The 26432-nt window shown below is 68.3% G+C and carries 29 protein-coding genes, 1 tRNA gene and 1 other RNA gene; 10 read left to right on the forward strand and 21 right to left on the reverse strand.

The genetic code is table 11. The features are described 5' to 3' along the window. Positions 1–89: 89 nt before the first annotated feature. The 7 genes from fabF to MNR01_RS05155 form a co-directional block, all read right to left on the reverse strand. Positions 90–1343 carry a beta-ketoacyl-ACP synthase II gene (gene fabF / locus MNR01_RS05125; protein WP_241919874.1) on the reverse strand — a complete coding sequence of 418 codons (1254 nt, stop codon included), beginning with the start codon at positions 1341–1343 and terminating at the stop codon, positions 90–92. A gap of 128 nt (positions 1344–1471) precedes the next feature. Further along, a complete protein-coding gene (acpP, locus tag MNR01_RS05130; RefSeq protein WP_031373652.1) occupies positions 1472–1711 on the reverse strand; it encodes an acyl carrier protein in 240 nt (79 codons plus the stop codon). A 142-nt stretch (positions 1712–1853) separates the two neighbouring features. Then, positions 1854–2600 carry a 3-oxoacyl-ACP reductase FabG gene (fabG, locus tag MNR01_RS05135; RefSeq protein WP_241919875.1) on the reverse strand — a complete coding sequence of 249 codons (747 nt, stop codon included), beginning with the start codon at positions 2598–2600 and terminating at the stop codon, positions 1854–1856. Then, entirely contained in the window at positions 2597–3559 is a 963-nt protein-coding gene (fabD, locus tag MNR01_RS05140) for an ACP S-malonyltransferase (protein ID WP_256451868.1), read from the reverse strand. The genes fabG and fabD overlap by 4 nt, the downstream gene beginning before the upstream one ends. A gap of 209 nt (positions 3560–3768) precedes the next feature. Further along, positions 3769–4749, reverse strand: a complete 981-nt coding sequence (locus MNR01_RS05145) for a beta-ketoacyl-ACP synthase III (RefSeq protein ID WP_241919876.1) — start codon at positions 4747–4749, stop codon at positions 3769–3771. A 172-nt stretch (positions 4750–4921) separates the two neighbouring features. Beyond that, entirely contained in the window at positions 4922–5116 is a 195-nt protein-coding gene (gene rpmF, locus MNR01_RS05150; RefSeq protein WP_115842959.1) for a 50S ribosomal protein L32, read from the reverse strand. Positions 5117–5135: 19 nt separating this feature from the next. Then, positions 5136–5654, reverse strand: a complete 519-nt coding sequence (locus MNR01_RS05155) for a YceD family protein (RefSeq protein WP_241920542.1) — start codon at positions 5652–5654, stop codon at positions 5136–5138. Between the two features lie 151 nt (positions 5655–5805). Here MNR01_RS05155 and MNR01_RS05160 point away from each other — a divergent pair, with 151 nt between their 5' ends. Continuing rightward, complete coding sequence (locus tag MNR01_RS05160; protein WP_241919877.1) at positions 5806–6162, forward strand: hypothetical protein; 357 nt, start codon at positions 5806–5808, stop codon at positions 6160–6162. Between the two features lie 14 nt (positions 6163–6176). Further along, entirely contained in the window at positions 6177–6755 is a 579-nt protein-coding gene (locus MNR01_RS05165) for a Maf family nucleotide pyrophosphatase (RefSeq protein WP_241919878.1), read from the forward strand. A gap of 1 nt (position 6756) precedes the next feature. On the opposite strand, the gene MNR01_RS05170 is transcribed toward MNR01_RS05165, so the two are convergent. The 3 genes from MNR01_RS05170 to MNR01_RS05180 all read right to left on the reverse strand — a co-directional run bounded on the left by MNR01_RS05170 (position 6757) and on the right by MNR01_RS05180 (position 11506). Beyond that, entirely contained in the window at positions 6757–8616 is a 1860-nt protein-coding gene (locus MNR01_RS05170) for a hypothetical protein (RefSeq protein WP_241919879.1), read from the reverse strand. Continuing rightward, positions 8613–9614: a glycosyltransferase family 2 protein gene (locus MNR01_RS05175; RefSeq protein WP_241919880.1), complete on the reverse strand. Its 1002-nt coding sequence runs from the start codon at positions 9612–9614 to the stop codon at positions 8613–8615. Before MNR01_RS05175 ends, MNR01_RS05170 begins: the two co-directional genes overlap by 4 nt. Positions 9615–9688: 74 nt before the next feature. Next, positions 9689–11506: a glycosyltransferase family 39 protein gene (locus MNR01_RS05180; RefSeq protein WP_241919881.1), complete on the reverse strand. Its 1818-nt coding sequence runs from the start codon at positions 11504–11506 to the stop codon at positions 9689–9691. A 150-nt stretch (positions 11507–11656) separates the two neighbouring features. Between MNR01_RS05180 and MNR01_RS05185 the strand changes: the two genes are divergently transcribed. The 4 genes from MNR01_RS05185 (at position 11657) to MNR01_RS05200 (ending at position 16087) form a co-directional block, all read left to right on the forward strand. After that, positions 11657–12610, forward strand: coding sequence for an AAA family ATPase (locus tag MNR01_RS05185; RefSeq protein WP_241919882.1), 954 nt, complete (start codon positions 11657–11659; stop codon positions 12608–12610). Between the two features lie 78 nt (positions 12611–12688). After that, positions 12689–13618, forward strand: coding sequence for a DUF58 domain-containing protein (locus MNR01_RS05190; protein WP_241919883.1), 930 nt, complete (start codon positions 12689–12691; stop codon positions 13616–13618). After that, complete coding sequence (locus tag MNR01_RS05195) at positions 13611–15602, forward strand: DUF3488 and transglutaminase-like domain-containing protein (RefSeq protein ID WP_241919884.1); 1992 nt, start codon at positions 13611–13613, stop codon at positions 15600–15602. Before MNR01_RS05190 ends, MNR01_RS05195 begins: the two co-directional genes overlap by 8 nt. Beyond that, positions 15599–16087 (forward strand): Slp family lipoprotein, encoded by a 489-nt coding sequence (locus tag MNR01_RS05200; protein WP_241919885.1) that lies wholly within the window; start codon positions 15599–15601, stop codon positions 16085–16087. The genes MNR01_RS05195 and MNR01_RS05200 overlap by 4 nt, the downstream gene beginning before the upstream one ends. Positions 16088–16126: 39 nt before the next feature. Here the strand turns inward: MNR01_RS05200 and MNR01_RS05205 are convergent, their stop codons facing one another. The 4 genes from MNR01_RS05205 to dnaX all read right to left on the reverse strand — a co-directional run bounded on the left by MNR01_RS05205 (position 16127) and on the right by dnaX (position 19487). Then, entirely contained in the window at positions 16127–16477 is a 351-nt protein-coding gene (locus tag MNR01_RS05205) for a histidine triad nucleotide-binding protein (RefSeq protein WP_241919886.1), read from the reverse strand. A gap of 59 nt (positions 16478–16536) precedes the next feature. Next, positions 16537–17139: a recombination mediator RecR gene (gene recR / locus MNR01_RS05210; protein ID WP_241919887.1), complete on the reverse strand. Its 603-nt coding sequence runs from the start codon at positions 17137–17139 to the stop codon at positions 16537–16539. 134 nt (positions 17140–17273) lie between these two features. Then, complete coding sequence (locus MNR01_RS05215; RefSeq protein ID WP_241919888.1) at positions 17274–17594, reverse strand: YbaB/EbfC family nucleoid-associated protein; 321 nt, start codon at positions 17592–17594, stop codon at positions 17274–17276. Positions 17595–17672: 78 nt separating this feature from the next. After that, positions 17673–19487, reverse strand: coding sequence for a DNA polymerase III subunit gamma/tau (dnaX, locus tag MNR01_RS05220; RefSeq protein ID WP_241919889.1), 1815 nt, complete (start codon positions 19485–19487; stop codon positions 17673–17675). 156 nt (positions 19488–19643) lie between these two features. Between dnaX and MNR01_RS05225 the strand changes: the two genes are divergently transcribed. Together MNR01_RS05225 and ffs are read left to right on the forward strand one after the other, a co-directional pair. Continuing rightward, positions 19644–19736 (forward strand) — tRNA-Ser (locus tag MNR01_RS05225). 104 nt (positions 19737–19840) lie between these two features. Beyond that, positions 19841–19937, forward strand: an RNA gene (gene ffs, locus MNR01_RS05230) — signal recognition particle sRNA small type. Positions 19938–19990: 53 nt separating this feature from the next. Here the strand turns inward: ffs and MNR01_RS05235 are convergent. The 7 genes from MNR01_RS05235 to MNR01_RS05265 are packed head-to-tail and all read right to left on the reverse strand — an operon-like array spanning position 19991 to position 24797. Further along, the gene (locus MNR01_RS05235) at positions 19991–20992 is read right to left on the reverse strand and encodes a YncE family protein (RefSeq protein WP_241919890.1); all 1002 of its coding nucleotides are present in this window, start codon (positions 20990–20992) and stop codon (positions 19991–19993) included. 30 nt (positions 20993–21022) lie between these two features. After that, positions 21023–21448 (reverse strand): molybdenum cofactor biosynthesis protein MoaE, encoded by a 426-nt coding sequence (locus MNR01_RS05240; RefSeq protein WP_241919891.1) that lies wholly within the window; start codon positions 21446–21448, stop codon positions 21023–21025. Positions 21449–21467: 19 nt separating this feature from the next. Beyond that, the gene (locus MNR01_RS05245) at positions 21468–21710 is read right to left on the reverse strand and encodes a MoaD/ThiS family protein (RefSeq protein ID WP_241920543.1); all 243 of its coding nucleotides are present in this window, start codon (positions 21708–21710) and stop codon (positions 21468–21470) included. Next, complete coding sequence (gene moaC, locus MNR01_RS05250; RefSeq protein ID WP_256451869.1) at positions 21707–22216, reverse strand: cyclic pyranopterin monophosphate synthase MoaC; 510 nt, start codon at positions 22214–22216, stop codon at positions 21707–21709. The genes MNR01_RS05245 and moaC overlap by 4 nt, the downstream gene beginning before the upstream one ends. Positions 22217–22237: 21 nt before the next feature. Then, positions 22238–23275, reverse strand: coding sequence for a GTP 3',8-cyclase MoaA (moaA, locus tag MNR01_RS05255; RefSeq protein WP_241919892.1), 1038 nt, complete (start codon positions 23273–23275; stop codon positions 22238–22240). Beyond that, positions 23272–24045 (reverse strand): MBL fold metallo-hydrolase, encoded by a 774-nt coding sequence (locus MNR01_RS05260; protein WP_241919893.1) that lies wholly within the window; start codon positions 24043–24045, stop codon positions 23272–23274. Before MNR01_RS05260 ends, moaA begins: the two co-directional genes overlap by 4 nt. Before the next feature lie 2 nt (positions 24046–24047). Beyond that, a complete protein-coding gene (locus MNR01_RS05265) occupies positions 24048–24797 on the reverse strand; it encodes a 3-deoxy-D-manno-octulosonic acid kinase (RefSeq protein WP_241919894.1) in 750 nt (249 codons plus the stop codon). Positions 24798–24967: 170 nt separating this feature from the next. On the opposite strand from MNR01_RS05265, the gene MNR01_RS05270 reads away from it, so the two are divergent. Both MNR01_RS05270 and MNR01_RS05275 read left to right on the forward strand, forming a co-directional pair. Beyond that, the gene (locus tag MNR01_RS05270) at positions 24968–26074 is read left to right on the forward strand and encodes a glycosyltransferase family 9 protein (protein WP_241919895.1); all 1107 of its coding nucleotides are present in this window, start codon (positions 24968–24970) and stop codon (positions 26072–26074) included. Continuing rightward, on the forward strand, positions 26074–26424 hold the full coding sequence (locus MNR01_RS05275; RefSeq protein ID WP_241919896.1) for a hypothetical protein: 351 nt from the start codon (positions 26074–26076) through the stop codon (positions 26422–26424). The genes MNR01_RS05270 and MNR01_RS05275 overlap by 1 nt, the downstream gene beginning before the upstream one ends. Positions 26425–26432 lie beyond the last annotated feature (8 nt).

Here is a 26432-nt window from a genome sequence, read left to right on the forward strand (position 1 = left end):
TCGTCTCCCCGGGTGCGCTTCGCTTACCCGGGCTACAAACAACGATCCCCGCCGTGGCGGGGATCGTCAGGCAACCGCTGCGGAGAAACTCAGATCCGGTTGAACACCAGCGTGCCGTTGGTGCCGCCGAATCCGAAGCCGTTGGACACCGCGACGTCGATCTTCGCCTCGCGGGCCACGTTCGGCACGTAGTCCAGGTCGCAGCCCTCGCCCGCTTCGTCCAGGTTGATGGTCGGCGGGATGATGCCGTGGTGCAGCGCCAGCACCGAGAAGATCGCCTCGACACCGCCGGCGGCGCCGAGCAGGTGGCCGGTCATCGACTTGGTCGAGCTGACCATCGTCTTGTAGGCGTGGTCACCCAGCGCGCGCTTGATCGCCAGCGTCTCGGCCAGGTCACCCAGCGGCGTCGACGTGCCGTGCGCGTTGAGGTAACCGACCTGGTCGGCATTGACACCCGCGTCCTTGAGCGCGGCGGCCATGCAGCGGGCCGGGCCCTCGCCGTTCTCGCTGGGAGCGGTCATGTGGAACGCGTCCGAACTGGCGCCGAAGCCGGACAGCTCGCAGTAGATGCGCGCGCCGCGTGCCTTGGCGCGCTCGTACTCTTCCAGGATCAGGATGCCGGCGCCGTCACCGAGGACGAAGCCGTCGCGGTCCTTGTCCCACGGGCGCGAAGCGCGGGTGGGGTCGTCGTTGCGGGTCGACATCGCCTTCATCGAGCAGAAGCCGGCCACCGACGTCGGCGAGGAACCGCGCTCGGCGCCACCGGCGACCATCACGTCGGCATCGCCGTACTGGATCATGCGCATCGCCATGCCGATCGAATGGTTGGCGGTGGCGCAGGCCGAAACGGCGGAGAAATTGGGGCCCTTGATGCCGGTCAGCAGCGAGACCTGGCCAGGCAGCATGTTGATGATCGTGCTGGGCACGTAGAACGGCGAGACCTTGCGCGGGCCGCCTTCGTGGTACTTGATGGTCTGCTCTTCGATGCCGAGCAGGCCGCCGATGCCCGAACCGATCAGCGCGCCGATGCGCTCGGCATTGGACTCGTCGACCGTGATGCCGGCGTCCTGGATCGCCATCATCGATGCGGCGACACCGTAATGGATGAACTCCTCCATCTTCTTCGCATCCTTCGGGCTCACCCACTGGGTGATGTCGAAGTCGCGCACTTCACCGGCGATGCGGGTGGTGAAGGCCGAAGCGTCGAAATGGGTGATCGGGCCGATGCCGGAGCGACCATTGACGATGCCGTCCCAACTGCTGGCGAGGTCGTTGCCGAGCGGCGAAACGATGCCGAGGCCTGTGACCACGACGCGACGATTGAAGGCCGGACGATTGGACATGAAACACTCCGTCTACGAACACTACGCCAGCGCATGGGCCGGCTCATAAGACACGGGGCCGCAATGCGGCCCCGGTCTGGTTTTGCAGGAAGCGCGTCGGCCGATTGGCCCGCTTCCATCGGGCACGGTTACGACTTGACGTGAGCCTTCACGTAGTCGATGGCCTGCTGCACCGAGGTGATCTTCTCGGCCTCTTCGTCCGGAATCTCGCACTCGAACTCTTCTTCGAGCGCCATCACCAGCTCGACGGTGTCGAGCGAGTCAGCGCCGAGGTCGTCGACGAACGAAGCGTTGTTGGTGACTTCTTCTTCCTTGACGCCAAGCTGTTCGACCACGATCTTCTTGACGCGTTCTTCGATGCTGCTCATGGGTACTCACTCCTCCCGGACGGGATATTCGACGGAATAGTCTAAAGGAACATGGGTGGAATCACAGGCGTTCGCGAGGATACGCAAAAGCCCTTTTGCTTCAAATGGTTACAAGCGCAAGCATTGCCGCAATGGCAAGGTCTTACGGCATGTACATGCCGCCGTTGACGTGCAGGGTCTCGCCGGTGATGTAAGCGGCCGACGGACCGGCCAGGAAAGCCACCGCCCTGGCGATGTCGGCAGGTTCGCCGAAGCGGCCCAGGGCGATCTGGCCCAGCATCGCGCTCTTGGCGTCTTCGGGCAATGCCTTGGTCATGTCGGTGTCGATGAAACCCGGGGCAACCACATTGACCGTGATGCCGCGACTGCCGATTTCCCGGGCCATCGACTTGCTGAAGGCAATGATGCCGGCCTTGGCCGCGGCGTAGTTGGCCTGGCCGGCGTTGCCGGTCACGCCGATCACCGAGGCGATGTTGATGATGCGGCCCTTGCGCGCCTTCATCATCGCGCGCATCACCGCCTTGCTGGTGCGGAAGACGCTGGTCAGGTTGGTGTCGAGGATGGCCTGCCAGTCCTCGTCCTTCATCCGCATCAGCAGGTTGTCGCGGGTGATGCCGGCGTTGTTGACCAGGATCGAGATCGCGCCGAACTCCTTGGCGATGCCGTCGATCAGGGTATCGATCGAGGCAGCGTCACTGACGTCGAGGACGCGGCCATGGCCGCCGCTCGCGGCCAGGCGGTCGCCGATCGCTTTCGCGCCGGACTCGGAGGTGGCGGTGCCGATCACCGTCGCGCCCTGCGCGGCCAGTTCGTCGGCAATTGCCGCGCCGATGCCGCGGCTGGCGCCGGTGACGAGGGCGACCTCACCAGACAGCAGTTTCTCGCTCATGCCTTGTTCCATTCTTCGATTGCGGTTTCAAACTCGCCGGGCGTGCCGATGGCGCGTCCGTCGAGCGATTTGTCGATGCGCTTGACCAGGCCGGCAAGGACCTTGCCAGGGCCGCACTCGGCGACACGAGTGACGCCCTTCGCAGCCAGTGCCTGCACGCAACCGTTCCACTGTACCGGCAGATAGAGCTGGCGGACGAGCGCTTCGCGGATGGCGTCCACACTTTCGTGGATTCCGGCGTCGACGTTCTGCACCACCGGCAGCTTCGGCATGTGCCATGCCATTCCGGCCATCGCTTCGGCCAGGCGGTTGGCGGCTTCACGCATCAGCGGCGTGTGCGAAGGAACGCTGACGGCAAGCTTGACCATCTTGCGCACGCCGCGCTCACCGAGCACGGCCATGGCCCTGTCGACGGCATCGGCGTGGCCGCCGATGACGATCTGGCCGGGCGAGTTGTAATTGGCGGGAACGACCACGCTCGTGCCCGAGACGCCCTCGCAGACTTCCTGCACCAGCGCATCCTCGGCGCCGAGCACGGCGGCCATGGCGCCGGTGCCGGCCGGGGCTGCTTCCTGCATCAGCTGACCGCGCAGGCGCACCAGATGCGCGGCGTCCTTGAGCGACAGCGCGCCGGCGGCGACCAGGGCGGTGTACTCACCCAGGCTGTGACCGGAAAGCAGGGCCGGCGTGGCACCGCCGCGCTGCTGCCACAGGCGCCACACCGCCACGCCAGCGGCGAGCAGGGCCGGCTGCGTGTACTCGGTGCGGTTGAGCATTTCTTCCGGACCGCCCTGGCTGAGCGCCCAGAGGTCCACGCCGGCGCCGTCGCTGGCGTCAGCAAACGACTCGCGGATGATCGGATGCAGTTCGCCCAGTTCGGCCAGCATGCCGAGCGACTGCGAGCCCTGGCCCGGGAACACGAACGCCAGGGTCGAATCGGTGTGGGGGGATACGGTCACGCGTGAAGGCCTTGCGAAATTGAGTGCGCATGATACGAGTGTTTGCTCTAGTACGTCTGTACGGGCCTGTACTGAAGCGTGCCTGCCCTCACGCCAACCCCTCCCGCAAGCGGTACCAATGGCTCACAAACGAAAACGCCCCCGCTGCTGCCAGCGGAGGCGTCGCGGATGCCGGAAAAAAGCACCCGATCGTGAAGCGTGAAGCCGGCTCAGTAGCGCAGCAGCGCCGAGCCCCAGGTGAAACCGCCACCGAATGCCTCCAGCAGCACCAGCTGGCCGCGCTGGACACGACCCGAGCGCACCGCCTCGTCCAGCGCCAGCGGCACCGAACCGGACGACGTGTTGCCGTGCTTGTCGACCGTGACGATGACGCGATCCATCGGCATGTCCAGGCGCTTGGCGGTGGCTTCGATGATGCGCAGGTTGGCCTGGTGCGGGATCAGCCAGTCGATGTCATGGCGATCCAGGCCATTGGCCTCGAGCGTCTCCTCGACCACCGAATCCAGCGCCTTGACCGCGTGCTTGAAGACCTCGTTGCCGGTCATCAGCACCTTGACGCCGGCATTGGGCTCGTCCGGCTTGAAGCCGACCGAAACACCGACCGGATTCCACAGCAGCTCCTTCTTGCCGCCGTCGGCGTGCATGTGGGTGCTGAGGATGCCGGTCTCGGTATCGGCCTTGAGCACGACCGCGCCGGCACCATCGCCAAACAGCACGCACGTGGAGCGATCGCTCCAGTCGAGCATGCGGGTCAGGGTCTCGGCACCGACAACCAGCACCGTCCTGGCGGCGCCGGAACGGATGAACTTGTCGGCCACCGTCAGCGCATAGACGAAGCCCGAACAGGCGGCGTTGACGTCAAACGCCGCGCAGCCGCCGGCACCGATGCGGTGCTGGAGCAGGCAGGCGGTGGACGGGAAAATCAGGTCCGGCGTGGTCGTGCCGACCACGATCAGGTCGAGATCCTTCGCATCGACGCCGGCCGCTTCCAGAGCACGCACGGAGGCGTGGTAGGCCAGGTCGCTCGTGGTCTCGCCCTCGGCAGCGATATGGCGCTCACGGATGCCCGTACGCGCGGCAATCCATTCATCGCTCGTGTCGATGAACTTGGCCAGGTCGTCGTTGGTCAGCACCTTCTCGGGAAGGTAGCTGCCGGTTCCCGCGATGCGGGAATAAATCTGTTGCGTCATCGCCACTCCGCTGCACAGCCATTGTCGGGACTCCGCCAGCCATGCCGACGGACATACACCGCCGCGATGGCCGCTGAGCGCGCTGAACCTTTACGGTTCCGACAGTCCAGGCTGTGCGGCGGCCGCGCGAGTCCGGGAGGAGCTGCGCGCGGCGCGACGGTGAGCGAAGAGCTTACTCTTCGTCGGCAACCTTGGACTTGGTGTCGATCACCTTCTTGCCGCGGTAGTAACCGTCAGCGGTGACGTGGTGACGCAGGTGGGTCTCACCGGTGGTCGGATCGGTCGCCAGCTGCTTGGCGGACAGCGCATCGTGCGAACGGCGCATGCCACGCTTGGACGGGGAAACGCGGGACTTCTGGACAGCCATGGTCTTGCTCCAAAAAAACTCAGTTCGATTGTTTCTTCAATGCCGACAGCGCAGCGAACGGATTCACGCGCTCCGGCTCTTCGGCCTGCTCGGTCGCCGGCCAGTCGCGCTCCACCGCCTCCGTGCCGGGCATTATCGGCACGACAGGAACGGCGAGGATCAACTCGTCCTCGACCAGCTCGACGGTCCGCAGCTGGCCATCTTCCGGCACCAGCAACGGCTCGTATCCTTCTGGCAGCGCCGCCTCGTCCGCTTCATCACGGATCAGGCCAAGGCGCTGCACGATGTTCACCGGGTACAGGAACCGCTGCAGGCTGCGCTGACAGATCAGCGGCAGCTCGGCATCGATTCGCAGTTCGACATAAGGCACCCGCAGCGCGTCGTGATCGAACTCGAGCGCAAAGCGAACCTCACCTTCGGTGTCGACCAGACTGTTACGCAGCCGCGTCAGTGATGACAACGGCACACGGCCTTCCAGGCCGCGCCGTGCCGCCACCATGCGCCATGCATCAAGAATCCCGGGCAGGTCGGCTGACATAAGCTGCGGAATGTTAGAGATCGCGCCTCCCCCTGTCAAACCTGAACCGGCGATCCGGGAAGCTACGCCGCCCCGCTCGTCGGCGGCGATTGCGGGCGCCGCCGCCGCGGCCTCAAACTGCGGTCCAATTCCGCTCTGTCGACCCGTGCCCGTGACCATCGTCCTGCTCCTGCTGCTGTCCTCCCTGGCGATCGCTGCACTCTTCGCCTGGGGCCGCCCGGGACGCCGCGAACGAGCGGTCCGCGAGGTCCTGGACGCCGCCGATGCCCTCGAGGACCGGCTGCGCCTGGCCCGGGCCGAAATCGAGGCGGTTGCCGGCAACGGCGGCCATGACCCGGTCGGCGACGCCATGCGCGAGATGCTGCGCCAGCGGCTGTGGCTGCGCGACCATGGCCGCGATGCCAGCCTCACCCAGTTGGCCGAAGTACGCAGCTCGATTGACGCAGCTCGCGACCGGATCGACCAGCAATTATCCCTGATCGAGCGCGCCCGGTCGCCCCTGGCCTGAGTGGGCTGCCCGCCGTGCCACCCCACCTGATCCTGGCATCGACCTCGGTTTACCGCCGGGAACTGCTTTCGCGCCTGCGCCTGCCGTTCGAAACCGCCCGACCCGACAGCGACGAGACCCCGCTGCCCGGTGAGTCGCCGGCCGCCCTCGCCCGCCGCCTGGCCCAGGCCAAGGCCACCGCCGTGGCCGCGCTACACCCCGGTGCCTGGGTCATCGGCTCCGACCAGGTCGCCGAGTTCGATGGCCGCCCCCTGGGCAAGCCCGGCGGTCGCCAGGCCGCCATCGACCAGCTGGCCGGCATGTCCGGGCACAGCGTCCAGTTCCATACCGGGGTGTGCGTCATGCTGGCCGGACGGGCGCCGCTGCTGGCCCTCGACCGGACCGTCGTGGAGTTCCGCGCCCTCGATCTCGCCCAGATCGAGCGTTATGTCGATGCCGAGCAGCCTTTCGACTGCGCCGGCAGCTTCAAGTCGGAAGGCCTGGGCATCAGCCTGTTCGAGGCCATCGACAGCCGCGACCCGACTGCGCTGATCGGCCTGCCATTGATCGCGACGGCGCGACTGTTGCGCCAGGCGGGATTCGAACTGCCCTGAGTCAGGGAGCCGGTCGCTCGACCGGGCACCACTGGAAAGGCAATGCCTCCGTGCCGATCGACGCGGCATGGACACGGCAACCGTCGGGAGACATCCGCAGCCCGTAGCGCGCCAGCGTCTGGACCGCCGCATCGGCCAGCGCGCGGTTCTCCACCGCAACGTCGCGACCTGATTCTTCCGCTCGTGGCGCCAGCCGGCAGCGTCCATCGCCGACCTGCACATCGGCCCGGCGATTGCGCGCGATCTTGCGCAGCAGGCCGCAATCTCCGCGATCCAGGTGCAGGCGGCCGGCCCAGGCGTTGATCTGCGCCATTCGCGCCAGGCGCTTGACCATGCGATTGTCGACATCGGCCGGCAACATCGCATAGACCCCGCCCGGGCGCGCGGCGATGCGTGCGCGAATGGTGTCCGCATAGTGCTCCGACTCCGGCAGATTCGACCCCACCGACGCATACGCCGCCGCAGCCGGCAGGAACGGAATGCGCCACGCCTGCGGCTCGGTCCCCACCAGCAGCACCGTTGACTGCGCCGGTTGGGCCATGGCCGGCGCATCGACCCGGAACGGCCTGTCGGTCCAGCCTGCGTGCCCCCAGTTTCCCCATCCGGTCAGCCAGGTACCGGCCAGCGTCACCGCGATCGTCGCCACGATGGCGCACGTCGCCACGCGGGCCGCCAGCGCCGGCGCGAATACGCGCTCGGCCAGCAACCACAGCACCAGCGGCGCAAGCACTTCGAGCACCGCCAGATAGCGGTGGATGCTGAAGACTGCCAACCAAGCGACGAACGCCACCGCAAAGAACACCAGCAGCAACCTCGCCGCTGTCGTGACGGCAACGTCCTGTCGAACTACGCCGGCGCTTCGACGCCACAACCAGCTCGCCACGGCGGCAATCGCCAGCAGGTAAAGCACTGCCCAGATGATCTGGAGCAAGGGTATTTCGCTGATCAGGAACGGATTGATCGTGAACTTGAGCGGACGCAGCGCCGCTTCGACCACCCCGGACGGCAACCAGCGCTGGTCAGCCACCGACACCGGTATCGCCAGCGGCGCCTGGAACCAGCCATTGAACTGCGGGAACAGCGGATTTCCGAACTGGCGCCACATGCCCCACAACCACGGTCCGGCAACCACGGCGATCGTCGCGGTGGTCGCCACCGTCAGCGAGGCGGCGCACTTGATCCGTCGCGTCCACGACCAAGGGCCGGAAAGTACCGCCACGCCCAGCGCCAGCGCATAGATCGCGTTGGTCAGCTTGAACGAGACTCCCAGGCCCAGCACCACGCCGGCGAGCCACCATCGCCACGACATCCGTCCGGCCGGCACGCCGTCGACGGAGGCCGCCTGCAACACCAGCAGCAGCGCAGCCAGCACGAATATCGCACTCGTGTTGTCGCCCATCGTGGTGCCCAGCTCGGAGAGGAACACCGCACTGAAGCAGCCGGCCAGCGCCAGCATCGGGACCAGGCGGTGTCGGCCCGGTCGCCCGGCCAGTGCCAGCCAGCCGATGCCGGCAGCCAGGGCAAAGGCGAGCCCGTGCCACGTGCCCAGCACCATCGCTGTCAATCGCGGCCAGTGCTGTGCCGCGAGGAAATACGGCAGGTCGAGCCAGGGCACGAAGTAGCTCTGCAACTGCGCCGGAGCCAGATCCGTGGCGAGCCGGTCGGTCAGCCAGGCGTAGGCGTTGTAGAGGTGGTAGTTGCGCAGGTCCCAGTTGCTGTCCTGGCCTCGCCAGACCGACATCAGCCCGAACAGCAGCGCGACCGCAACGGCCGCCCGCGCCGCATGGGCGGCGCCGTGAAATCCAAAGCGCCGGTCCAGCCATGCCGTGGCCGACTTCCAGCTCCGATGCGGAGCGTTCAAGGCGTCCTCGCTTCCTGCCCTTGGGTCGCCGTCATCGCGTCAGGCCGGTGTGCACCAGTGCCGGAGCCATTGCCGGACACCGACAGGTACATCAGGTGCTTGAGCTCGACACGTCCCCGCGTGACCGTGTCCAGGATCAGGCCGCAGGCGAACAGCACCGCGCCCAGCAACACCAGCGCCACGCACAGGATCGCGGTGGGAAACCGCGGCACCAGCCCGGTCTGCAGGTAAGTCAGCAGCAGCGGCCAGGCCAGCACGAACGAGGCCAGCACGCACAGCCCCGTGACGATGGAAAAGAACGCCAGCGGCCGCTCGTTCTTGAAGAGCCTGGCGATGGTGAACAGGATCCGCGCGCCGTCGCGATAGGTGCGCAACTTGCTGGCCGAACCCTCCGGCCTGACGCCATAGGCCGTGGCGACCTCGGCCACCGGCATCCGCAGCTGCAGCGCGTGCACCGCCAGTTCGGTCTCGATCTCGAAGCCGCTGGAATGTGCGGGGAACGACTTCACGTAGCGGCGCGAAAACACCCGGTATCCGGACAGCATGTCGTCGAAACTGCGGCCGAACAGCAGCCCCACGCAACGCGTCAGCAGGACGTTGCCGGTGCGGTGGCCGGAGCGGTACGCGGCGCGGTCCTGGTGGGCGCGCGAACCCACGACCATGTCCAGGTCGTCGCGGCACAGGCGATCGACCAGCATTGGCGCGGCCGCGGCATCGTAGGTGTCGTCACCATCGACCAGCACGTAGATGTCCGCCTCGACTTCGGCAAACATCCGGCGCACGACATTGCCCTTGCCCTGCAGCTGGACGTGCCGGACCCTGGCCCCTGCGGCCAGCGCGACCTGTGCGGTGCCGTCCGAGGAGTTGTTGTCGAATACATGAAGCTCGGCCCCGGGCAAGCTGGCCCGGAAATCCGCGATCACCTTGGCGATCGCCGCCGCTTCGTTGTGGCATGGCACAAGCACGGCGATCCGTGGCGCCCGTTCGGCTGCATCCATTACGTCTTCCCCGAATTCAGGCGCACAGTCTACCGGCGTGGCGTGGCGGCGGAAGTGACGCCACGCCCAGCCCCTCACTCAAGCTGGATCGGACGTTCCGCCCAGGTTTCCTCACTGCCGTCGCGTCCGCGCAGGCGCAGGCCCAGCCAGTGCCGCCCCGGCCGGAACGACTCGGGCGGCAGCGACACTTCAGCGTCGAAGCCCACGTTCGGATGCTGCGGATCGCTCGACTGCGGCCACGCGTCGGTGAGCCCCGGGAAGGCACGGCCGTAGCGCGCCTGCGCGACCACCTGGCCGTCGAGCATGACGTCGATGCCGGCCAGGCCAACGCCGTCCTTGAAGGCCCAGCCGTTGACCTTGAAGCGCCTGCCGACACGAGCGTCCGCCACCGGCGTATCGACCCAGGCCATCGCCGGTGTCGTGCAGTCGCCGTGCACCGGTTTGCCGTCCATGGCGAACAGGAGGAAGCGCTGGCGACCATGGTCGATGTTCAGCACTTCCGCCGGCGGCAGTGGTCCGACCATTGCGCACAGGTCGTGGTAGCGGGCGAGCAGGTCGCGGTACTTGATCTCGGTGGCACCCACCACGACCAGCACCGGCTCGTCGCCCCATTCGGCACGCCCGGCACTCTGCAGCCCCCACAGGCGCAGCTGCGGCGCGCGGCCATGCTTGTGATTGATCGGATGGTCGAGCACGGCGATGCGCGGGTCGCCCAAGGCAAAACCCAGTTCGGCACCGATCTTGAAGTTGTCCGCCACCAGGCGCGTGCCGGCCGGCATCGCCGCCAGGCGCGCACGCACGGCCCGCGCCAGCGGCTCCCACCCGGAGAAGTTGCTCGGATACCACTTCTCCGCCGCATTGCGTTCGCGCACGCCGGGCTGCGACACCGCCAGGTAATAACCCAGGTTTGCCACCAGGCCCAGGCCGGCGAGCCAGGCCGTGGCCAGCCGCCAGCCACGTGGCCAGCGCCACAGCACCGCCGGTAGCAGCGGCAGCAGCGCGAGGTAGCCTGGCAACGGCCAGTGGAAGCTGACCCGCTCGGTATCGGCAAAGAATCCGAGCGCGAAAAATCCCACCACGACGCCGGCGCCGAGCAGGGCGAAATAGCGATGCGGGGCGTCGATGCCCGCCAGCCCGCGGCGCGCGGCGACGGCCAGTGCGGCAAACAGCAGTGGTGTCACCAGCAGGGCCTGGATCGCGATGAACCAGACCGCATCGGCATGGAACGCCCAGGGATGGCGATCGACCAACTGGAAGCGCAGCCCGGCATCGGCATTGTCGAGGTTCCAGGCCACCAGGGGCGCCCAGGCCGACGCCCCGAACGCAATGGCCACCAGCACGCGCACGTCACGCAGCGCTCGCCGGCCTTCGGCCAGCATGGCCAGGGCGATGAAGCCAACACCAATCACGGCAATGAAGCGGTAATGGCACAGTGCGCCCAGCGCCAGGCCGACGGCGAGTTCAAGCGCGGTCTCGGGCGTCACCTGACGCAGCAGGCGCGCCCCGGCGTCGACACACAGCAGGGTCGCCAGCGCCATCGCCGCATCCGGCAACGCCATCACGCCCAGGCTGCCCGCCAGCGGCAACAGCAGGGTGAAGCAACCGGCCAGCCAGCCGGCGCGCGCACCGAACTCGCGCGCGGCGATATGCACCATCAGGCACGGCACCAGCGCGGCGATCAACAGAAATGGCAGGCGCACGGCAAAGGCATGGTCGCCGCCGACCAGGGTTCCCAGGCGGGTCAGCCACGCCGTCAGGCCGGGCAGGTCCGAGTAGGCCGCGGCCAGGTGCTGCCCTTCCTGCCAGTAGAACGCCTCGTCGACGAACAAGGGCAGACGCGCGGCCACGACCAGCTTGATCGCCAGCACTGCGACCCACAGCACCCAGAACATGCGACGTTCCTGCACTGCATCCCGCATCCGTTCGTGACCTCGCTACACTCTGGGTGAATTCGTCGCGACCGGCCTGCGCAAAGGCGGCGTGACGGGCGAAGCGCCGGCGGACGGCGCCAGCTGCAACATCCAACAAGGAGCACACGCGCGATGGCGGTATCCCTTTCGACGGCGACCATGCTAACCGATGGCCTGCGAGGCGCCCTTGAACGCGCCCAGGCGCAGGTCAATTCGCTGGTATTGGGCAAACCGCACGAGGTTCGCCTGGCGTTCGTGGCGCTGCTGGCCGGCGGCCACCTGCTGATCGAGGATCTGCCCGGGCTGGGCAAGACGACGCTTGCCCACGCCCTGGCGGCGACACTCGGCCTGGATTTCCAGCGCGTGCAGTTCACCTCCGACCTGTTGCCGGCCGATGTCGTCGGCGTGTCGGTGTTCGATCCACAGGCGCGCCAGTTCCAGTTCCATCCCGGCCCGGTGTTCGCGCAGGTGTTGCTGGCGGACGAGATCAACCGCGCGCCACCGCGCACGCAGAGCGCATTGCTGGAAGCGATGGCCGAATACCAGGTGACCATCGACGGCACCACCCATGCGCTGCCAGAACCGTTCTTCGTCATCGCCACGCAGAATCCGGTCGACCTCTCCGGCACGTATCCATTGCCGGACTCGCAGCTCGACCGGTTCCTGCTCCGCCTGAGCCTGGGGTATCCGGATGCGGACGCCGAACGCCTTCTGCTGGCGGGCGACGACCGACGCGACCTGATCGCACGCGTCCTGCCGTTGCTGGGCAGCGAGGACGTGCTGGCTGCGCGCCGCGCCGTACAGCAGGTGCATGCGAGCGAAGCACTGGTCGCCTACGTGCAGGCGCTGATGGCGCGCAGTCGCCGCCACCCGGGCGTGCGCGTCGGCCTGTCGCCGCGCGCCGGCCTGGCATTGCTGCGCGCGGCACGCGCCTACGCGCTGCTGCTTGGACGCGCACACGTGCTGCCTGAGGACGTGCAGGCGTTGTTCCCCGCCGTGGCCGCGCACCGCCTGGTCGCCGAAGTCGACGCCGGCAAGGATGCGTCACTGGCAAAAGCCATCCTGCACGCGGTACCGGTGGACTGAGCGATGCTGCAGCCGGATCTTCATGCGCCGGATCCTCATGCGCCGGCGCGACTGCGCTCGCGACTGCATGCGTGGGCCATGATCTGGACGCGTCCGCGCGATCCAGAATCCTTGCCGGCCCGCCTGCATCGCCGCCGAATCTACGTGCTGCCGACCCGATTCGGAATGTTCTACGCCCTACTGCTTTTCACCATGCTGCTGGGTGCGCTGAACTACAACAACAACCCGGCGCTGCTGCTCGGCCTGATGCTGGCCGGTGCCGGACTGGCCAGCCTGGTCGCGGCGCAGATGCAGTTGTCGGGGCTTGAACTTGTCACCGTCGATGCCGAGCCCGTAGCCGCCGGTGCGCCACTGTCCGTGCGACTGCACGCGCGTGCCGCGCCGGGTCGCGCCAGGCGCGGATTGCGCCTGGATGACGACGGCAGCTTTTCGGCCTCGCCGGGCATCCTCAACCTGGAACGCGGCACAGGCGAGGGGCAACTGCTGCTGCCGACGCAGCAGCGCGGCTGGTTCGACCTGCCCAAGCTGCGCCTGTCGACCACACGTCCGCTCGGCCTGGCGCGGGCTTGGGCGTACGTGTGGCCGGAGTCGCCCCTGCTGGTGTATCCCGCACCCGAGGCCGACGGCCCGCCGCTGCCTGCCGGCCATGGCGACCGCGTGCAGGCGCGCGTGAACCCGAGCGGCGACGACGTCCACCATCTGCGCGCTTACCGTAGCGGCGACGCACGCAGGACCATCGCCTGGAAACCCTCGGCACGACGCGACACCTTGCTGGTGCGCGAGTTCGAGCAACCCATAGGCGCCGAGATCGTGCTCGACTGGCGCGAGACCGCGGGCATCGGCTACGAAGCGCGCATAGCCCGCCTGGCACGCTGGATCGACGACGCCGAACGCGAAGGCCGGCGCTATCAGTTGCGCCTTCCCGGCCATGCCGCGCTCGGACCCGACCGCGGCACCCAGCACCGCCATGCCTGCCTGCGCGCGTTGGCACTGATGCCCCATGGCTGACCCGACGCTGCCGGCACTGGATCCGCGCAGTCGTCGCTGGGTGCTGCTGAGCGCCGGCGCCTGCCTGTTGCCGCTGCTGCTGCAACTGCCCGCGCAGATCGCGGTGACGATCGGAGCCAGTGCGCTCGCAGTGGCCGCGCTGTCCTGGCGCCAGCCCGTGCATGGCCTGTTGCGCCTGCTCCTGTCGCTGGTACTGATCGCGGTCGTGCTGGGCATGAGTGGCTTCTCGATCGGTCGCGATACCGGTTGCGCATTGCTGGCGGCAATGCTGGCGATCAAGCCGTCCGAGACCTTCAGTTTGCGCGACGCGCGCAGCCTGCTCGGATTTGCATTGTTCGCGCCGTTCGCCACGTTCCTGCTCGATCAGGGCCCGCTGTCGCTCGCGCTGGGCCTGACCGCGACACTGCTGGCGCTGGCGGCACTGATGCTGCTGGCCGATATTGAATCCGGCGATGTCCGCCGCGACGCATCGCCATGGCAGCGCATGGCCGGCACCGGCCGGCTGCTCGCACTCGGCCTGCCGGTCGCCCTGGCGGCATTCTGGTTGTTCCCGCGATTGTCCTCGCCGTTGTGGGGCGTTCCCGAACGCGCAATGGGTCGGCCCGGCCTGTCTGACCGCATGAGCCCGGGCGACTGGATCGAACTGCTCGACGATGACCGCCCCGCACTTCGCGCCAGGTTCTTCAGCGACATGCCGCGACCGCAGCAGATGTACTGGCGCGGGCCGGTGATGTGGGATTTCGACGGGCGCACCTGGACGCAACCGCGCTGGACCGCCGGCTGGTCGGAGACGGCGATCGAACGGAGCCCGCAGCGCTGGGACTACGAGATCGAGCTGGAACCCACCGATCGTCGCCAGCTCGTCGCGCTGGACCTGCCGGTCGCAGCGCCCGAGGGCAGCGAACTCGACCCGGACCAGAGCCTGAAATCGCACACCCCGTTGACCGGCATCAGCCGCTGGCGGATGCAATCGGCGGTACCCGTGCGCTATCAGGCCGCCCTGCCCGGCCAGCTTCGCCAGTACGCGCTGCAGCTGCCGGCCGGCTACAACCCGCGCACCGTGGGCCTGGCACGGCAATGGCGCCAGGAGGCCGGCCCGCTCGCTGACGGCGAGATCGTCGACCGTGCCCTGGCCTGGATCCGCCGCGACTTCGCCTACACCTTGGATACGCCGCTGCTCGGCCGCAACAGCGTCGACGAATTCCTGTTCGACCAGCGTGCGGGATTCTGCGAACACTTCAGTTCATCGTTCGTCGTGCTGATGCGCGCGGCCGGAATTCCGGCGCGCGTGGTCACCGGCTACACCGGTGGCTACCGCAACAAGGTCGGTGGCTACTGGCTCGTCCGTCGTTCCGACGCCCACGCCTGGGCCGAGGTCTGGTTGCGCGGGCGCGGCTGGGTGCGCGTGGATCCGACTGCGGCGGTGGCGCCCGAGCGCATCTACGACACGCTCCAGGATCGGTTGCCCGGCGCCGACCTGGCCGGCGGTCGATCGTTGCTCGACTTCGGTGACTGGATGCGCAGTGGCTGGAACGACTTCGTGCTCGGCTTCGACGCCCAGCGCCAGCAGCGACTGCTGCGGCCGCTCGGCATCGACCGCATCGACGACCGCACCCTGGTGCTGCTGCTGATGCTGGCGATCGCGCTGGGCCTGTTGTGGATGTTCTGGTTCAGCCGCCGCAACGAGCGCGAGCCCGACCCGGTGCTGCGCGCCTGGCATGCATTGGCGCGCCGCTATCGCCATCTGGGGCTGGAACGTTACCCGGACGAGCCGGCCGGGCGCTGGGTGCAGCGCGTCGCTGCGGCACGCCCCGAACTGGCCGCGCAGTTGCAGGAACTCAGCCAACGTTTCAGCGATTGGCGGTACGCTGAGGGCGAACCGGGGGGACGTTCGACCCGCGCCTTGACCCAGGCGCTGCGCGCGCATCGCCCGTCCGCCCGCAACGGATCGCCAAGCTCACGGATACCAGGAGAACGCCGATGAACGTTCGTCTCGCCCTACTCGCCTTCGCCACGATGATGCTGGCTGCCTGCGTCACGGCACCGCAGCCGCTGCAGGGCGAGTTCAATCCGATCACGCCGCGCGATGCGTCGGTCAACGACATCACCGGTGCCACGGTGCGCTGGGGCGGCCGCGTCGTCAGCGTCGAACCGCAGCCCAACCGCACCTGCTTCGAAATGATCTCGACGTACCTGGGCGACAACGCCCGTCCGTACTGGGGCAGCGACGACACCGGCGGCCGCTTCATCGCCTGCCGTACCGGCTTCTATGACCCGGCGGTCTTCGAGAAGAATCGCGAAGTCACCTTCATCGGCCGCGTCAGCGGCTACCAGAATCGCCGCATCGGCGAATACGACTACCGCTTCCCGCAGGTCGAGGCCGACGTGGTCTACCTGTGGCCCGTGCGCGAAACGGTCGACGTCGTCGGCTATCCGGCGGCACCGTGGCCGTGGTGGGGTTGGTGGTAAGCCGGAACGTCCTTCAGTAGCGGCCCTGCCGGAGCCGGCTCAGCGCGAGGTTCCGAACCGGCCCAGCGGCGCTCCCGCCAGCAGGTGCAGATGGATCTGGAACACCGTCTGCCCGCCGTGACCGTTGCAGTTCATCACGATCCGGTAGCCGTCCTCGGCGAAGCCCTCGCGCTTGGCGTAGTCGGCCGCCGCCACCGCCAGGCGGCCGACGATTGCGGCCTGGTCGGGCTGCAGGTCGTTGAGCGTGGCGACATCGGTCTTGGGCACGAACAGCACGTGCACCGGCGCCTGCGGCGCGATGTCACGGAACGCGATCAGGTGCTCGTCCTCGAAGACGACATCGGCCGGAATTTCGCGCTTGATGATCTTGTGGAAGATGGTTTCGGACATGGCGGTCTGGATGCAGGCGGGGTGACCGCGACTTTACGCCCAGGCAGTGCCCGCTGGCATCAGTCCCGGTCCGTCATCTCGCTGCGGCTGCCGAAGGCATGCGACAACGTGCCGCGGTCGACGTACTCCAGCTCGCCGCCCAGCGGCACGCCGTGCGCGAGCCGGCTCGGCCGCACCTTGTGCTGGCGGGCCAGCTGCGCGAGGTAGTGCGCGGTCGCCTCGCCTTCGACTGTCGGGTTGGTGGCGATGATCAGTTCCTGCACTTCGCCTTCGGCCAGGCGCGCGGCCAGCGAGTCCAGGCCCAGCTCGCGCGGTCCGATGCCGTCCAGCGGCGACAACCGTCCCTGCAGTACGAAGTACAGGCCGCGATAACCTGTGGCCTGTTCGATTGCGAGGCGATCGGCGGGAGATTCGACCGCACACAGCTGGTGCGCATCGCGCGAGGCACTGGCGCAGGTCGCGCAGACCTCGCCTTCGGTGAAATCGCGGCAGCGCGCGCAATGGCCAATGTTCTCGACAGCAGCCGACAGGGCATCGGCCAGGCGCTGGCCACCGGCGCGCTCGCGTTCGAGCACGTGGTAGGCCATGCGCTGCGCCGACTTCTGGCCGACGCCGGGCAACACGCGGAACGCTTCGATGAGTTGTTCGAGAAGTGAGCTCATGCGCCTCGCCCCTCCCCCTGCGCTCGCGGAGGGAGGTGATGTGATGCAGCGGTGCGGTGCTGCGCCGGGCCGACGTTCCCCTTCGGGCGAAAGGGAGCGTGCCGAATCAGATGTGCGGAATCAGACGTGCAGAATCAGAACGGCATCTTCATGCCGGGCGGAATCGGCATGCCGGCGGTGGCGGCCGACATCTTCGACTGCGACTCGGCGTTGACCTTGTTGACCGCGTCGTTGAATGCCGCGGCGATCAGGTCCTCGACCATTTCCTGGTCGCTGAGCACGCTCGGATCGATGCGGACCTTGCGGCACTCCATGCGGCCGGTGATGGTGACACTGACCATGCCGCCGCCGGCGTTGCCGGTGACCTCGAGCTTGGCCAGCTCTTCCTGCGCGCGCTGCACGTTTTCCTGCATCCGCTGCGCCTGCTGCATCAGTTGGGCAATATTTCCACGCATGTCTTGTTACTCGTCTATTGGCAATGGAGCCCCTGCGTCAGGGGCGACGGCCATGCGCACTCGGCGCTGGCGGGGGGATTACTTCTCGTCGTAGGGCCGGATCGAATCCGGCACGACTTTGGCGCCGTGCTGGGAGATCAGCCGCTGCACGTCCGGATCGCTCATGAAGGTCGCTTCGGCGGCCGCCTGGCGCTCGTCGCGGCTGCGCTCGTTGCGCTGGTGCAGCGACTCGGCCGAGCGCGCCTCGACGAAACGCACCTGCGGTGCGGCGCCGAGCGACGGTGCCAGCGCTTCGGCCATCAGCTCGACCAGCGCATTGCTGCGCAGATGGTCGTCGACGGGCGCCAGCGACAGGCTCAACACGCCTTCGGAGTAGGAAACGAAACCCGCGTGCTCGGCGAGCTGACGGGCCGGTCCGCGCAGGCTGGTGGCGGCGACCATCGCGTGCCAGGCATCGGCATCGGCGATGCCGGCGCCGTGGACGAAGGTGGCCTCGGCCGGCGGCGGAGCGCGTGTCGGCGCAGGCTCGACGACAGGTGCCGGACGGGGAGCCGCTATAGGAGTGGGCGCAGCAACTGCCTCTACGGGTGCAGGTGCAGGTGCAGGCGCGGGTGCGGGCCGCGTCGGCGCTGCAGCGGCCGGCGGCTGTGGCCTCGGCGGCTCTGCGGCGAACGGGTTCGGCGGCGGCGTCCGCTCGCGCGGCGCTGCGTCGGCCGGGGCCGCGGTCGCGGCGCCGCGGGGCGTTGCGCTGCGTGCGGCCTGGGCCGGTTCCGACGAGGGCGCGCGGGCGCCATCGCCGTCACCCGGACGGAACGCCAGCATGCGCAGCACGCTCATCTCGAAACCGGCGCGCGGGCTCGGTGCCAGCGCCAGGTCGCGACGACCGTTCAGCGCCATCTGGTACCAGAGCTGCACCACTTCCGGTCGCAATTGCGCGGCCAGGGCATCGATATCGACGCCATCGGCCTCAACCACCGCCTCGGGCACCAGCTGGCGCACCTGGATCCGGTGCAGGGCGTCGCTGAAAGCCTCCAGCACGCTGCCCCAGTCCGGCGAGAACTCGGCCAGGACAGCGACCTCGGCCAGCAAACGCTCGCCATCGCCATCGGCCAGGGACGTCAGCAGTGCGCCAACGCGGGTCCGGTCGACCGTGCCCAGCATGGTCGCCACACCCGCATCGCCCAGGGCGCTGCCGCCGGCGCTGGCGCCGGTGTAGGCAATGGCCTGGTCGAGCAGCGACAGGCCGTCGCGCAGGCTGCCGTCGGCGGCCTTGGCGAGCTGGCGGATCGCGCCGGCCTCGGCGGCGATGCCCTCGGCCTCGAGGATCCGGGTCATCTGCCCGTTGATCTGCTGCTCGTCCAGGCGCTTGAGGTTGAACTGCAGGCAGCGCGACAGCACCGTCACCGGCAGTTTCTGCGGATCGGTCGTGGCGAGCAGGAACTTCACGTGCCCCGGCGGCTCTTCCAGCGTCTTGAGCAGCGCGTTGAAGGCCGACTTGGACAGCATGTGCACTTCGTCGATCAGGTAGACCTTCACCCGACCGCGGCTGGGCATGTACTGGGCGTTGTCGATGACCTCGCGGACGTCATCGACACCGGTGTTGCTGGCGGCGTCGATCTCGAGCAGGTCGATGAATCGCCCCGAATCGATGTCGCGGCACGCACCGCACTCGCCGCAGGGCTCGGCCGAGGTCCCGCGTTCGCAGTTCAGCGATTTGGCGAAGATTCGGGCGATGGTCGTCTTGCCGACACCGCGCGTGCCGGTGAACAGGAAGGCGTGGTGGACGCGGCCGGAATCGAGCGCATTGGTCAGCGCACGGACCACGTGCTCCTGCCCCACCAGTTCGGCGAAGCGCTTCGGACGCCACTTGCGGGCGAGGACGAGGTAGGACATGCCCACATTCTGCCATGCCCGGTCGCGCGCACCGCGACTGCCGTCACGCCGGGTCGTCGCGCTTGTCCCGGGGCCCCGTGGCGGCTAGAATCTGCGACCCCATGAGCGGCTTGATATGGCTGGATGCCACGTTCAGGGGTGCGAAGTGCCAGGTGCGGAGAGGTGTCCGAGTGGTTGAAGGAGCACGCCTGGAAAGTGTGTAAGCGTCTAAACCGCGCTTCGGGGGTTCGAATCCCCCTCTCTCCGCCAGCTTTGCAGCAAGTGTGGGAAAAGCCCCGCCGCCAGCGCGGGGCTTTTGATGAAAGTCTTCGTGTTACCCAGTCTGTGCGTTACTGAAAGTCTCTATGGTGGCCCCGTCGGCCCCTCGCGACGCTAGGTCGAAAACTCCGCCAGGGCCGGAAGGCAGCAACGGTATTGACTGATGCGGGTGCCGAGGTCAGCCGGCGGGGCCATCGCCTTTTGCATCCCCGGGCACGACCCCGGGCACGACCCCGAGCACGAACTCAAGGCACGACCCCCAGCGCATCGGGTTCGCGGCCCGTCTTCCACTGGTCGACGACCTTCCAGCTGGCGGTGTCGACCACCGCAATCCCGTCGCCGCCGCTTATTGCCACGTATACGCGCTTGCCCGACGGATCGGCGATCACGCCGATCGGCAATGCGGCCCGACCCAGCATCGTCTCGCTGTACTGCGCTCCCTTTCGCGACAGGTCGACGGTGTGGATCACGCGCTTGCTGGTCGTATCGATCACCGACAGCGTCGCCGCGCGTGCGTTGGTAGCCAGCGCCGCGCGCGCGTCGGCGCTGAACACCACACGGATCGGGAAGCCCGGACTGGGCACCGTATGGATGGTCGCCAGCGTCGCCGGATCGTGCACGGTGACCGTGCCGGCTTCGCGGTTGCTGACCCAGACCTCGCCGCTGCGCGGGTGCACGGCCACGCCTTCGGCACCTGCACCCGCGGCGACCTCATGCGTCTTGCGGCCCGCCTTCAGGTCGACACGACTGACCGTGCCGGCATCGATCTTGGTGACGTAGGCGGTTGCGCCGTCGGCGGACAAGGCCACCATGTGGCCCCTGCCCTCGCCCAGGTCGATCGCCGATTCCACCTTGCCCTGGCCGATGTCGACCACCAGCAGCTTGCGCGACCCTTCGGTGGTGACGACCGCGCGCCGGTTGCCCGGCAGCAGGCGCATGCCGTGGGGGCGTGTGTTCTCATCCAGCCCGACAGTGCGCACCGGGGCGTCGCTGGCGAGATCGAGCACGCTCAGGCTGTTGCCCGGCGACTGCGACCCGTAGTTGCTGACCAGTGCCGTCCGGCCGTCGCTGCTGACCACGATCTCGTGCGGCCCCTGACCGGTCGCGAACTCGCCGAGCTTGCGCCCATCGCGGGTCGACAGACGCCAGACGGTGTCGGCCGACTTGTTGCCGACCAGCAGCCCGGTCGAATCCGCGGTCGGCACCACCAGCGCCAGTGACAGGCAAAGCAGGAACGGTCGGATCATCGCGACGACTCCGTGCCCCTTGCGGGGCGGTCAGGTCTGCTGCGGGTGCAGCCAGCCGGCGTCGCCGTCGGCATAGCGCTCATGCTTCCAGATCGGCACGCGTGCCTTGACCTCGTCGATGACGAAACGGCAGGCGGCGAACGCGGCGTCGCGATGGGCGGCGCTCACGCCGACCCATACCGCCAGTTCGCCGATCGCCAGGTCGCCGACGCGGTGCACGCAGCGCGCATCGAGGATGTCGAACTTCGCCAGCGCCTCGGCCAGCACGCGCTCGCCTTCGGCTTCCGCCAACGCGGCATAGGCCTCGTAGCGCAGGCCATTCACGGCACGACCGTCGTTGTGGTCGCGGACCCAGCCCTCGAAGCTGGCGTAACCGCCGACGCGATCGTCGAGCAGTTGCGCGCGCAGGCTGGCGGTGTCGAACGGGGTTTCGGAAAGATTGAAATGCGTCGTCATGTCGTTGCTGCAGTTGCGCTCAGCCGCCGCTGACCGGGGGGATGAAGGCGATCTCGCTGCCGGCGCGAACCGGCTGCTCCCAGCGCGCGAACTCGCCGTCGACCGCCACGCGCAGGCGCTCGTGCGGCAGGACGAAGCCGTGGCGCGCACGCAATGTGTCGTAGAGGCCCCGCAGGTCGCCTGCGGCCTCGACCCCTTCGCTGGCGACGCCGGCGGCGTCACGCAGGCTGGCGAAATACAGCACGGTGGCCGCGGCCATCAGGTCGCTCCAAAGTCGTGGCGGCCGCCGCGCTTGCCCAGCACGCGCGCCGGGCCCAGCACGATCGCGTGCGACAGCGCCTTGCACATGTCGTAGACCGTCAGCGCCGCCACGGTTGCGCCGGTCAGCGCTTCCATCTCCACGCCGGTGCGGTGCGTCGTGCGCACGCTGCATTCGATGCGCAGCGTGGTCGCGCCATCCCAGTCGATGCCTATCCGGCAGCCGTCGATCGGCAGCGGGTGGCAGAACGGGATCAACTCGTGCGTGCGCTTGACCGCCATGGTGCCGGCGATGATCGCGGTATCGACGATGCCGCCCTTGGCGCTCTTCAACCCGGAAGCGCGCAACTGCGCGGCCACCGCGGCTGGAAAGCGCACCTTGCATTCGGCACGCGCCTCGCGCGCAGTCGCCGCCTTGGCCGACACGTCGACCATGGCCGGACGACCGTCAGGGTCGATATGGGTGAGCTGCCTTGGCACGGCCTGCTTTGGCGCGGGCTGCTTTGGCACGGGCTGTCTCTTCGCTTTCATTCAACCGCCAATCAGAAACATCTCGACATGCCGGCGCGATGCGCCAGCCGCACCGCGCAGTTCGCTGTAACGGTCGCCGCGGTGCGCCCACAGGCTGGCCGCGCGCTCGCGCAGCGCTGATTCGCCCTGCGCCAGTGCCGGCCGCAGGTCGTGGCCCTCGGACGCGAACAGGCAGGTATAGAGCTTGCCGTCGGCGGACACGCGGGCGCGATGGCAGTCGCCGCAGAACGGTTCGCTGACCGAGCTGACGAAGCCGACTTCGCCCTGGCCATCGGCGAAGGCATAGCGCGAGGCGACTTCGCCACGGTAATTGGCCTCCAGTGCACGCAGCGGCCAGCGCGCGGCGATGCGGTCGCGCAGTTCCGCCGAAGGCACGACGCGGTCGCGCACCCAGCCGTTGCAGGTGCCCACGTCCATGTATTCGATGAAGCGCAGCACATGGCCGCTGCCGCGGAAGTGCTCGAGCAGCGGCAGCACCTGGTCGTCGTTGATGCCGCGCTCGACCACGCAGTTGAGCTTGATCGAAGCGAACCCCGCCACCCGCGCAGCCTCGATGCCGGCCAGGACATCGGCGATGTCGCCACGGCCGCCGCTCATCCGCTTGAAGCATTGCGGATCGAGGGCATCGAGGCTGACCGTGATGCGGCCAAGCCCGGCATCGCGCAGCGCGCGCGCCTGCGCCGCCAGCAGCGAACCGTTGGTCGTCAACGCGATGTCATCCAGGCCGCCGATCGCGGCCAGCCGCTGCACCAGCTGCGGCAGCCGCTTGCGCAGCAAGGGCTCGCCACCGGTCAGGCGCAGCTTGTTGACGCCGAGCGCGACGAAGCCGCGCACCAGCGTCTCGATTTCGTCGAACGACAGCCGCGACGCCGAGTCGAAACCGTAATCGTCCGGCACGCGATCGGCTGGCATGCAATACGGGCAACGGAAATTGCAGGCCTCGATCACCGACAGGCGCAAGTCGCGCAGGGGCCGGCCGCGCAGGTCCAGCGGCAGCGGCGTGGCGGTCGAGGTCGTTGGAGCTGGAACGGCACTCATGACAGTTCCGCCTGCATCGCCGTCGGATCTTCCAGCGCGACGACCTGGCCCGGATGGGCGACACGGTAGCCGCGGGCGGCGAGGATCTGGCCTTCCTCGCGGTTGCCGTAGTGGTACAGCAGGCAGCGCTCGAGCAGCGCCGGCGGGTACTCGCGCTCGAGGTCGTCGATGCCGCTGTGCGAGGGGTTGCCGTGCAGCGCGCAGTCGTGGGCGATCAACTCGCCCGCGTCGGCGAAGCGCGCCAGCATCTCCGGGATCGGGCGGGTGTCGCCGGTCCACACCACGCTGCCATGCAGGCGCAGGCCATAGGCGGTCTCGGGCCAGTGATGGCGCGTCGGGAACACTTCCAGGCGCACGCCGTCGTGCCAGAACGAGCCGCCGACCGGAATCACCTGGAAAGCATCCCAGAAGTTGACCCCACCTTCGGCCAATGCGTTCGGATAGTCGCCCACCCGCTGGTGCAGCAGCGGCACCACGGTGGCCGGCACGTACAGGCGCACCTTGCCGCGCCGCGCCGGGTCGAAGAAGGTCGAGACGAAAAGGCGCTCGAAACCGGCGACATGGTCGAGGTGGGTGTGGGTGATGTACAGCGCCGACGGCGCGTCACCGTAATACGCCTGGTAGGCGGTCAGGCCCTCGCCGCCACAATCGATGGTCAGCCACGGCACGCCATTGCGTTCGATCGTCGCCATGGCTGAGCCGAGCTCGACCGCCGACGCATTGCCGACTCCGTGCAGGCGAAGTTGCCAAACCGTGCTCGGTGAAACCATGCTCAGTAGCCTCGCTCCCAGGCGCGATCGTAGGCCTCGCGCAGACGGCCGAAATCGCGTTCCACATCCTCGACGCTGCGGTTGCCGCGCAGCTTCAGCAGCGACCTCTTGAGGCGTGCGAGGTTGCGCTCGCGCCAGCCGGTGGCGGGAATGCGCATGCGGCCGCGGTCGAGGTCGATGATCCAGCCTCTACCGGTGGTGGTGAACAACAGGTTGTGGGCGTTGAGGTCGGCGTGGTCGAGGCCGGCGCGGTGGGCACGGGCGATCAGGCGACCGGCCTCCTCCCAGGGCGCGCCGTCGCCGGCAACCGCGGCGCGGTCGGCCAGGGTGCGCACGTCATCGAGGCGCTCGAGCAGGATCGCGGCGCGGTAGAACATGCCATCGCGGCGATAGCAGGCGGCGATCGGACGCGGTACCGGCACGCCCTTCTCGGCCATGGTCCGGGTCAGGCGGAACTCGGCGAAGCTGCGCGTGCTGGCGGCACCGTGCCACCAGTAGCGGTCGCGGCTGACGCGTGCGGCCATGCCGCCGCGCAGGTAACGCCGCAGCAGCGCCGGGCCGAATGGCGCATCGACGAACCAGGCACCACCGCGTCCGCCGCTCTCGACCGGGCGCGCACGCTGTTCCCAGAACGACGGCACGAACCACTCCGGGCTCGCTTGCCGCACCCGGTTGCGGTCGAACAGAATGGCTCCGTATCCGCTGTCGTCGCGGAACGGCGTCAACTCTTCGGTAGCATCGAACCCCGTCATCCCCCGGAGTCTAGCAATTCACGTGCCCAGCAACCTGCCTTCACGCGCCGCATGCATTCCGCCTGGGCGGATCGACCGCGGATCGACCGCGGGGCGACCGGGCACGAGCCGCCCGCCCCCGGCCCGGCAATCGGCTTCCCGATGGCCGGGCCTGCATGGATGCGCCTCCGATGAAGCCCGGTAGTTCTGCACCACCACAATCGATTTGCCTGCTGCGCCTGTCTGCGCTGGGTGACGTCACCCATGTCGTGCCGCTGGTGCGCACGTTGCAGGCCGCCTGGCCGCAGGTGCGGATCACCTGGGTGATCGGCAAGGGCGAGTACCGCCTGCTGGCCGGCCTGCCGGGCGTCGACTTCGTCGAGTACGACAAGAAGACCGGCCTGGCCGGCATGCGCGCCCTGCGCCGCGAGTTGCGCCAGCGCCTGGGCGAAAATCAGCGCTTCGACGTGCTGATGCAGATGCAGGTCGCTGCGCGCGCGAACCTGCTGTCGGCCTTCATTCCGGCACGCCGGCGGATCGGCTACGACCGTTCGCGGTCGAAGGACCTGCACGGATTGTTCGTCAACGAACGCATCCCCGATCGCCCCGGCATCCATGTACTCGATGCGATCGGCAGTTTCTGCGAACCGCTCGGCCTGCACCAGGACCGGGTGCTGTGGGACTTGCCGGTACCCGACGAGGCGCGGCAATGGGCGCGCGCGCAATGGCCCGACGACGGCATGCCGACGATGCTGGTTTCGCCCTGCTCCAGCCATGCCCGGCGCAACTGGCGCCCCGAGCGGCATGCGGCACTGGCCGACCACGCCGTCGCGCGCGGCTGGCGGGTGGTGATGTGCGGCGGGCGCAGCGAGCTGGAGCGGAAGACCACCGACGCGATCATGGCCGCCATGCGCCATCCGGCACTGGACCTGGTCGGCAAGGACACCCTCAAGCAACTGCCTGCCCTGCTCGAACGTGGCCAGTTGCTGGTCACGCCCGACTCCGGCCCGATGCACATCGCCAACGCCATGGGCACCCGGGTACTGGGCCTGCACGCGGCCAGCAACCCGGCCCGCAGCGGCCCCTACAGCGACCGCCGCTACTGCGCCGACCGCTATGACGACGCAGCGCGCAAGTACCTGGGCAAGCCGGCCGCGGAGCTGAGCTGGGGCACCAAGATCGAGCACGACGGTGTCATGGACCTGGTCACGGTCGAAGACGCGATCGCTGCGTTCGAGCGCTACTGCGCCGAGCAATTGCCGCCACGCGCGGCCCCAGCAAGTCAGGAGACGAACTGATGGCTGCCTGGTTCACCGTGGTCGCGCCGCTGCTGCCGGAACTGATCCGCGCCGCCCGTCCGATGTTCACCCGCGGCAAGGAGCCGACCCAGATTCCGCAGCAGATCCGCGAGCTGCAGGACGCGGTCGACCTCAACCACCAGGCGATCAAGACCCTCGCCGCCGAAATGGAAATGACCATCACGGCGCTCAAGCAGGCATCGCTGGAACTGGAGCGCACGATCGACGGACTGCGCCAGCAACAGGCCGTGCAGGAACATCGCCTGATGCGGGTGCAGATCGTGGCGGCGGTGGCCGCGACCGTGGCGGCGCTGTCGTTTGCGGTGGCTGCCTACGCGCTGGCCACCTGACTCGTGCG

The organism is Lysobacter sp. S4-A87 (assembly GCF_022637455.1).
GTDB lineage: Bacteria > Pseudomonadota > Gammaproteobacteria > Xanthomonadales > Xanthomonadaceae > Lysobacter_J.

Excerpts from the sequence above, each read along its gene's own strand:
- fabF (WP_241919874.1), bottom strand. The coding sequence starts at position 1,343 with ATGTCCAATCGTCCGGCCTTCAATCGTCGCGTCGTGGTCACAGGCCTC.
- acpP (WP_031373652.1), bottom strand. The coding sequence starts at position 1,711 with ATGAGCAGCATCGAAGAACGCGTCAAGAAGATCGTGGTCGAACAGCTT.
- fabG (WP_241919875.1), bottom strand. The coding sequence starts at position 2,600 with ATGAGCGAGAAACTGCTGTCTGGTGAGGTCGCCCTCGTCACCGGCGCC.
- MNR01_RS05145 (WP_241919876.1), bottom strand. The coding sequence starts at position 4,749 with ATGACGCAACAGATTTATTCCCGCATCGCGGGAACCGGCAGCTACCTT.
- rpmF (WP_115842959.1), bottom strand. The coding sequence starts at position 5,116 with ATGGCTGTCCAGAAGTCCCGCGTTTCCCCGTCCAAGCGTGGCATGCGC.
- MNR01_RS05155 (WP_241920542.1), bottom strand. The coding sequence starts at position 5,654 with ATGTCAGCCGACCTGCCCGGGATTCTTGATGCATGGCGCATGGTGGCG.
- MNR01_RS05175 (WP_241919880.1), bottom strand. The coding sequence starts at position 9,614 with ATGGATGCAGCCGAACGGGCGCCACGGATCGCCGTGCTTGTGCCATGC.
- MNR01_RS05180 (WP_241919881.1), bottom strand. The coding sequence starts at position 11,506 with ATGTTCTGGGTGCTGTGGGTCGCAGTGCTGGCGATCAAGCTGGTCGTG.
- MNR01_RS05185 (WP_241919882.1), top strand. The coding sequence starts at position 11,657 with ATGGCGGTATCCCTTTCGACGGCGACCATGCTAACCGATGGCCTGCGA.
- MNR01_RS05190 (WP_241919883.1), top strand. The coding sequence starts at position 12,689 with ATGATCTGGACGCGTCCGCGCGATCCAGAATCCTTGCCGGCCCGCCTG.
- MNR01_RS05195 (WP_241919884.1), top strand. The coding sequence starts at position 13,611 with ATGGCTGACCCGACGCTGCCGGCACTGGATCCGCGCAGTCGTCGCTGG.
- MNR01_RS05200 (WP_241919885.1), top strand. The coding sequence starts at position 15,599 with ATGAACGTTCGTCTCGCCCTACTCGCCTTCGCCACGATGATGCTGGCT.
- MNR01_RS05205 (WP_241919886.1), bottom strand. The coding sequence starts at position 16,477 with ATGTCCGAAACCATCTTCCACAAGATCATCAAGCGCGAAATTCCGGCC.
- recR (WP_241919887.1), bottom strand. The coding sequence starts at position 17,139 with ATGAGCTCACTTCTCGAACAACTCATCGAAGCGTTCCGCGTGTTGCCC.
- MNR01_RS05215 (WP_241919888.1), bottom strand. The coding sequence starts at position 17,594 with ATGCGTGGAAATATTGCCCAACTGATGCAGCAGGCGCAGCGGATGCAG.
- dnaX (WP_241919889.1), bottom strand. The coding sequence starts at position 19,487 with ATGTCCTACCTCGTCCTCGCCCGCAAGTGGCGTCCGAAGCGCTTCGCC.
- MNR01_RS05235 (WP_241919890.1), bottom strand. The coding sequence starts at position 20,992 with ATGATCCGACCGTTCCTGCTTTGCCTGTCACTGGCGCTGGTGGTGCCG.
- MNR01_RS05240 (WP_241919891.1), bottom strand. The coding sequence starts at position 21,448 with ATGACGACGCATTTCAATCTTTCCGAAACCCCGTTCGACACCGCCAGC.
- moaA (WP_241919892.1), bottom strand. The coding sequence starts at position 23,275 with ATGAGTGCCGTTCCAGCTCCAACGACCTCGACCGCCACGCCGCTGCCG.
- MNR01_RS05260 (WP_241919893.1), bottom strand. The coding sequence starts at position 24,045 with ATGGTTTCACCGAGCACGGTTTGGCAACTTCGCCTGCACGGAGTCGGC.
- MNR01_RS05265 (WP_241919894.1), bottom strand. The coding sequence starts at position 24,797 with ATGACGGGGTTCGATGCTACCGAAGAGTTGACGCCGTTCCGCGACGAC.
- MNR01_RS05270 (WP_241919895.1), top strand. The coding sequence starts at position 24,968 with ATGAAGCCCGGTAGTTCTGCACCACCACAATCGATTTGCCTGCTGCGC.
- MNR01_RS05275 (WP_241919896.1), top strand. The coding sequence starts at position 26,074 with ATGGCTGCCTGGTTCACCGTGGTCGCGCCGCTGCTGCCGGAACTGATC.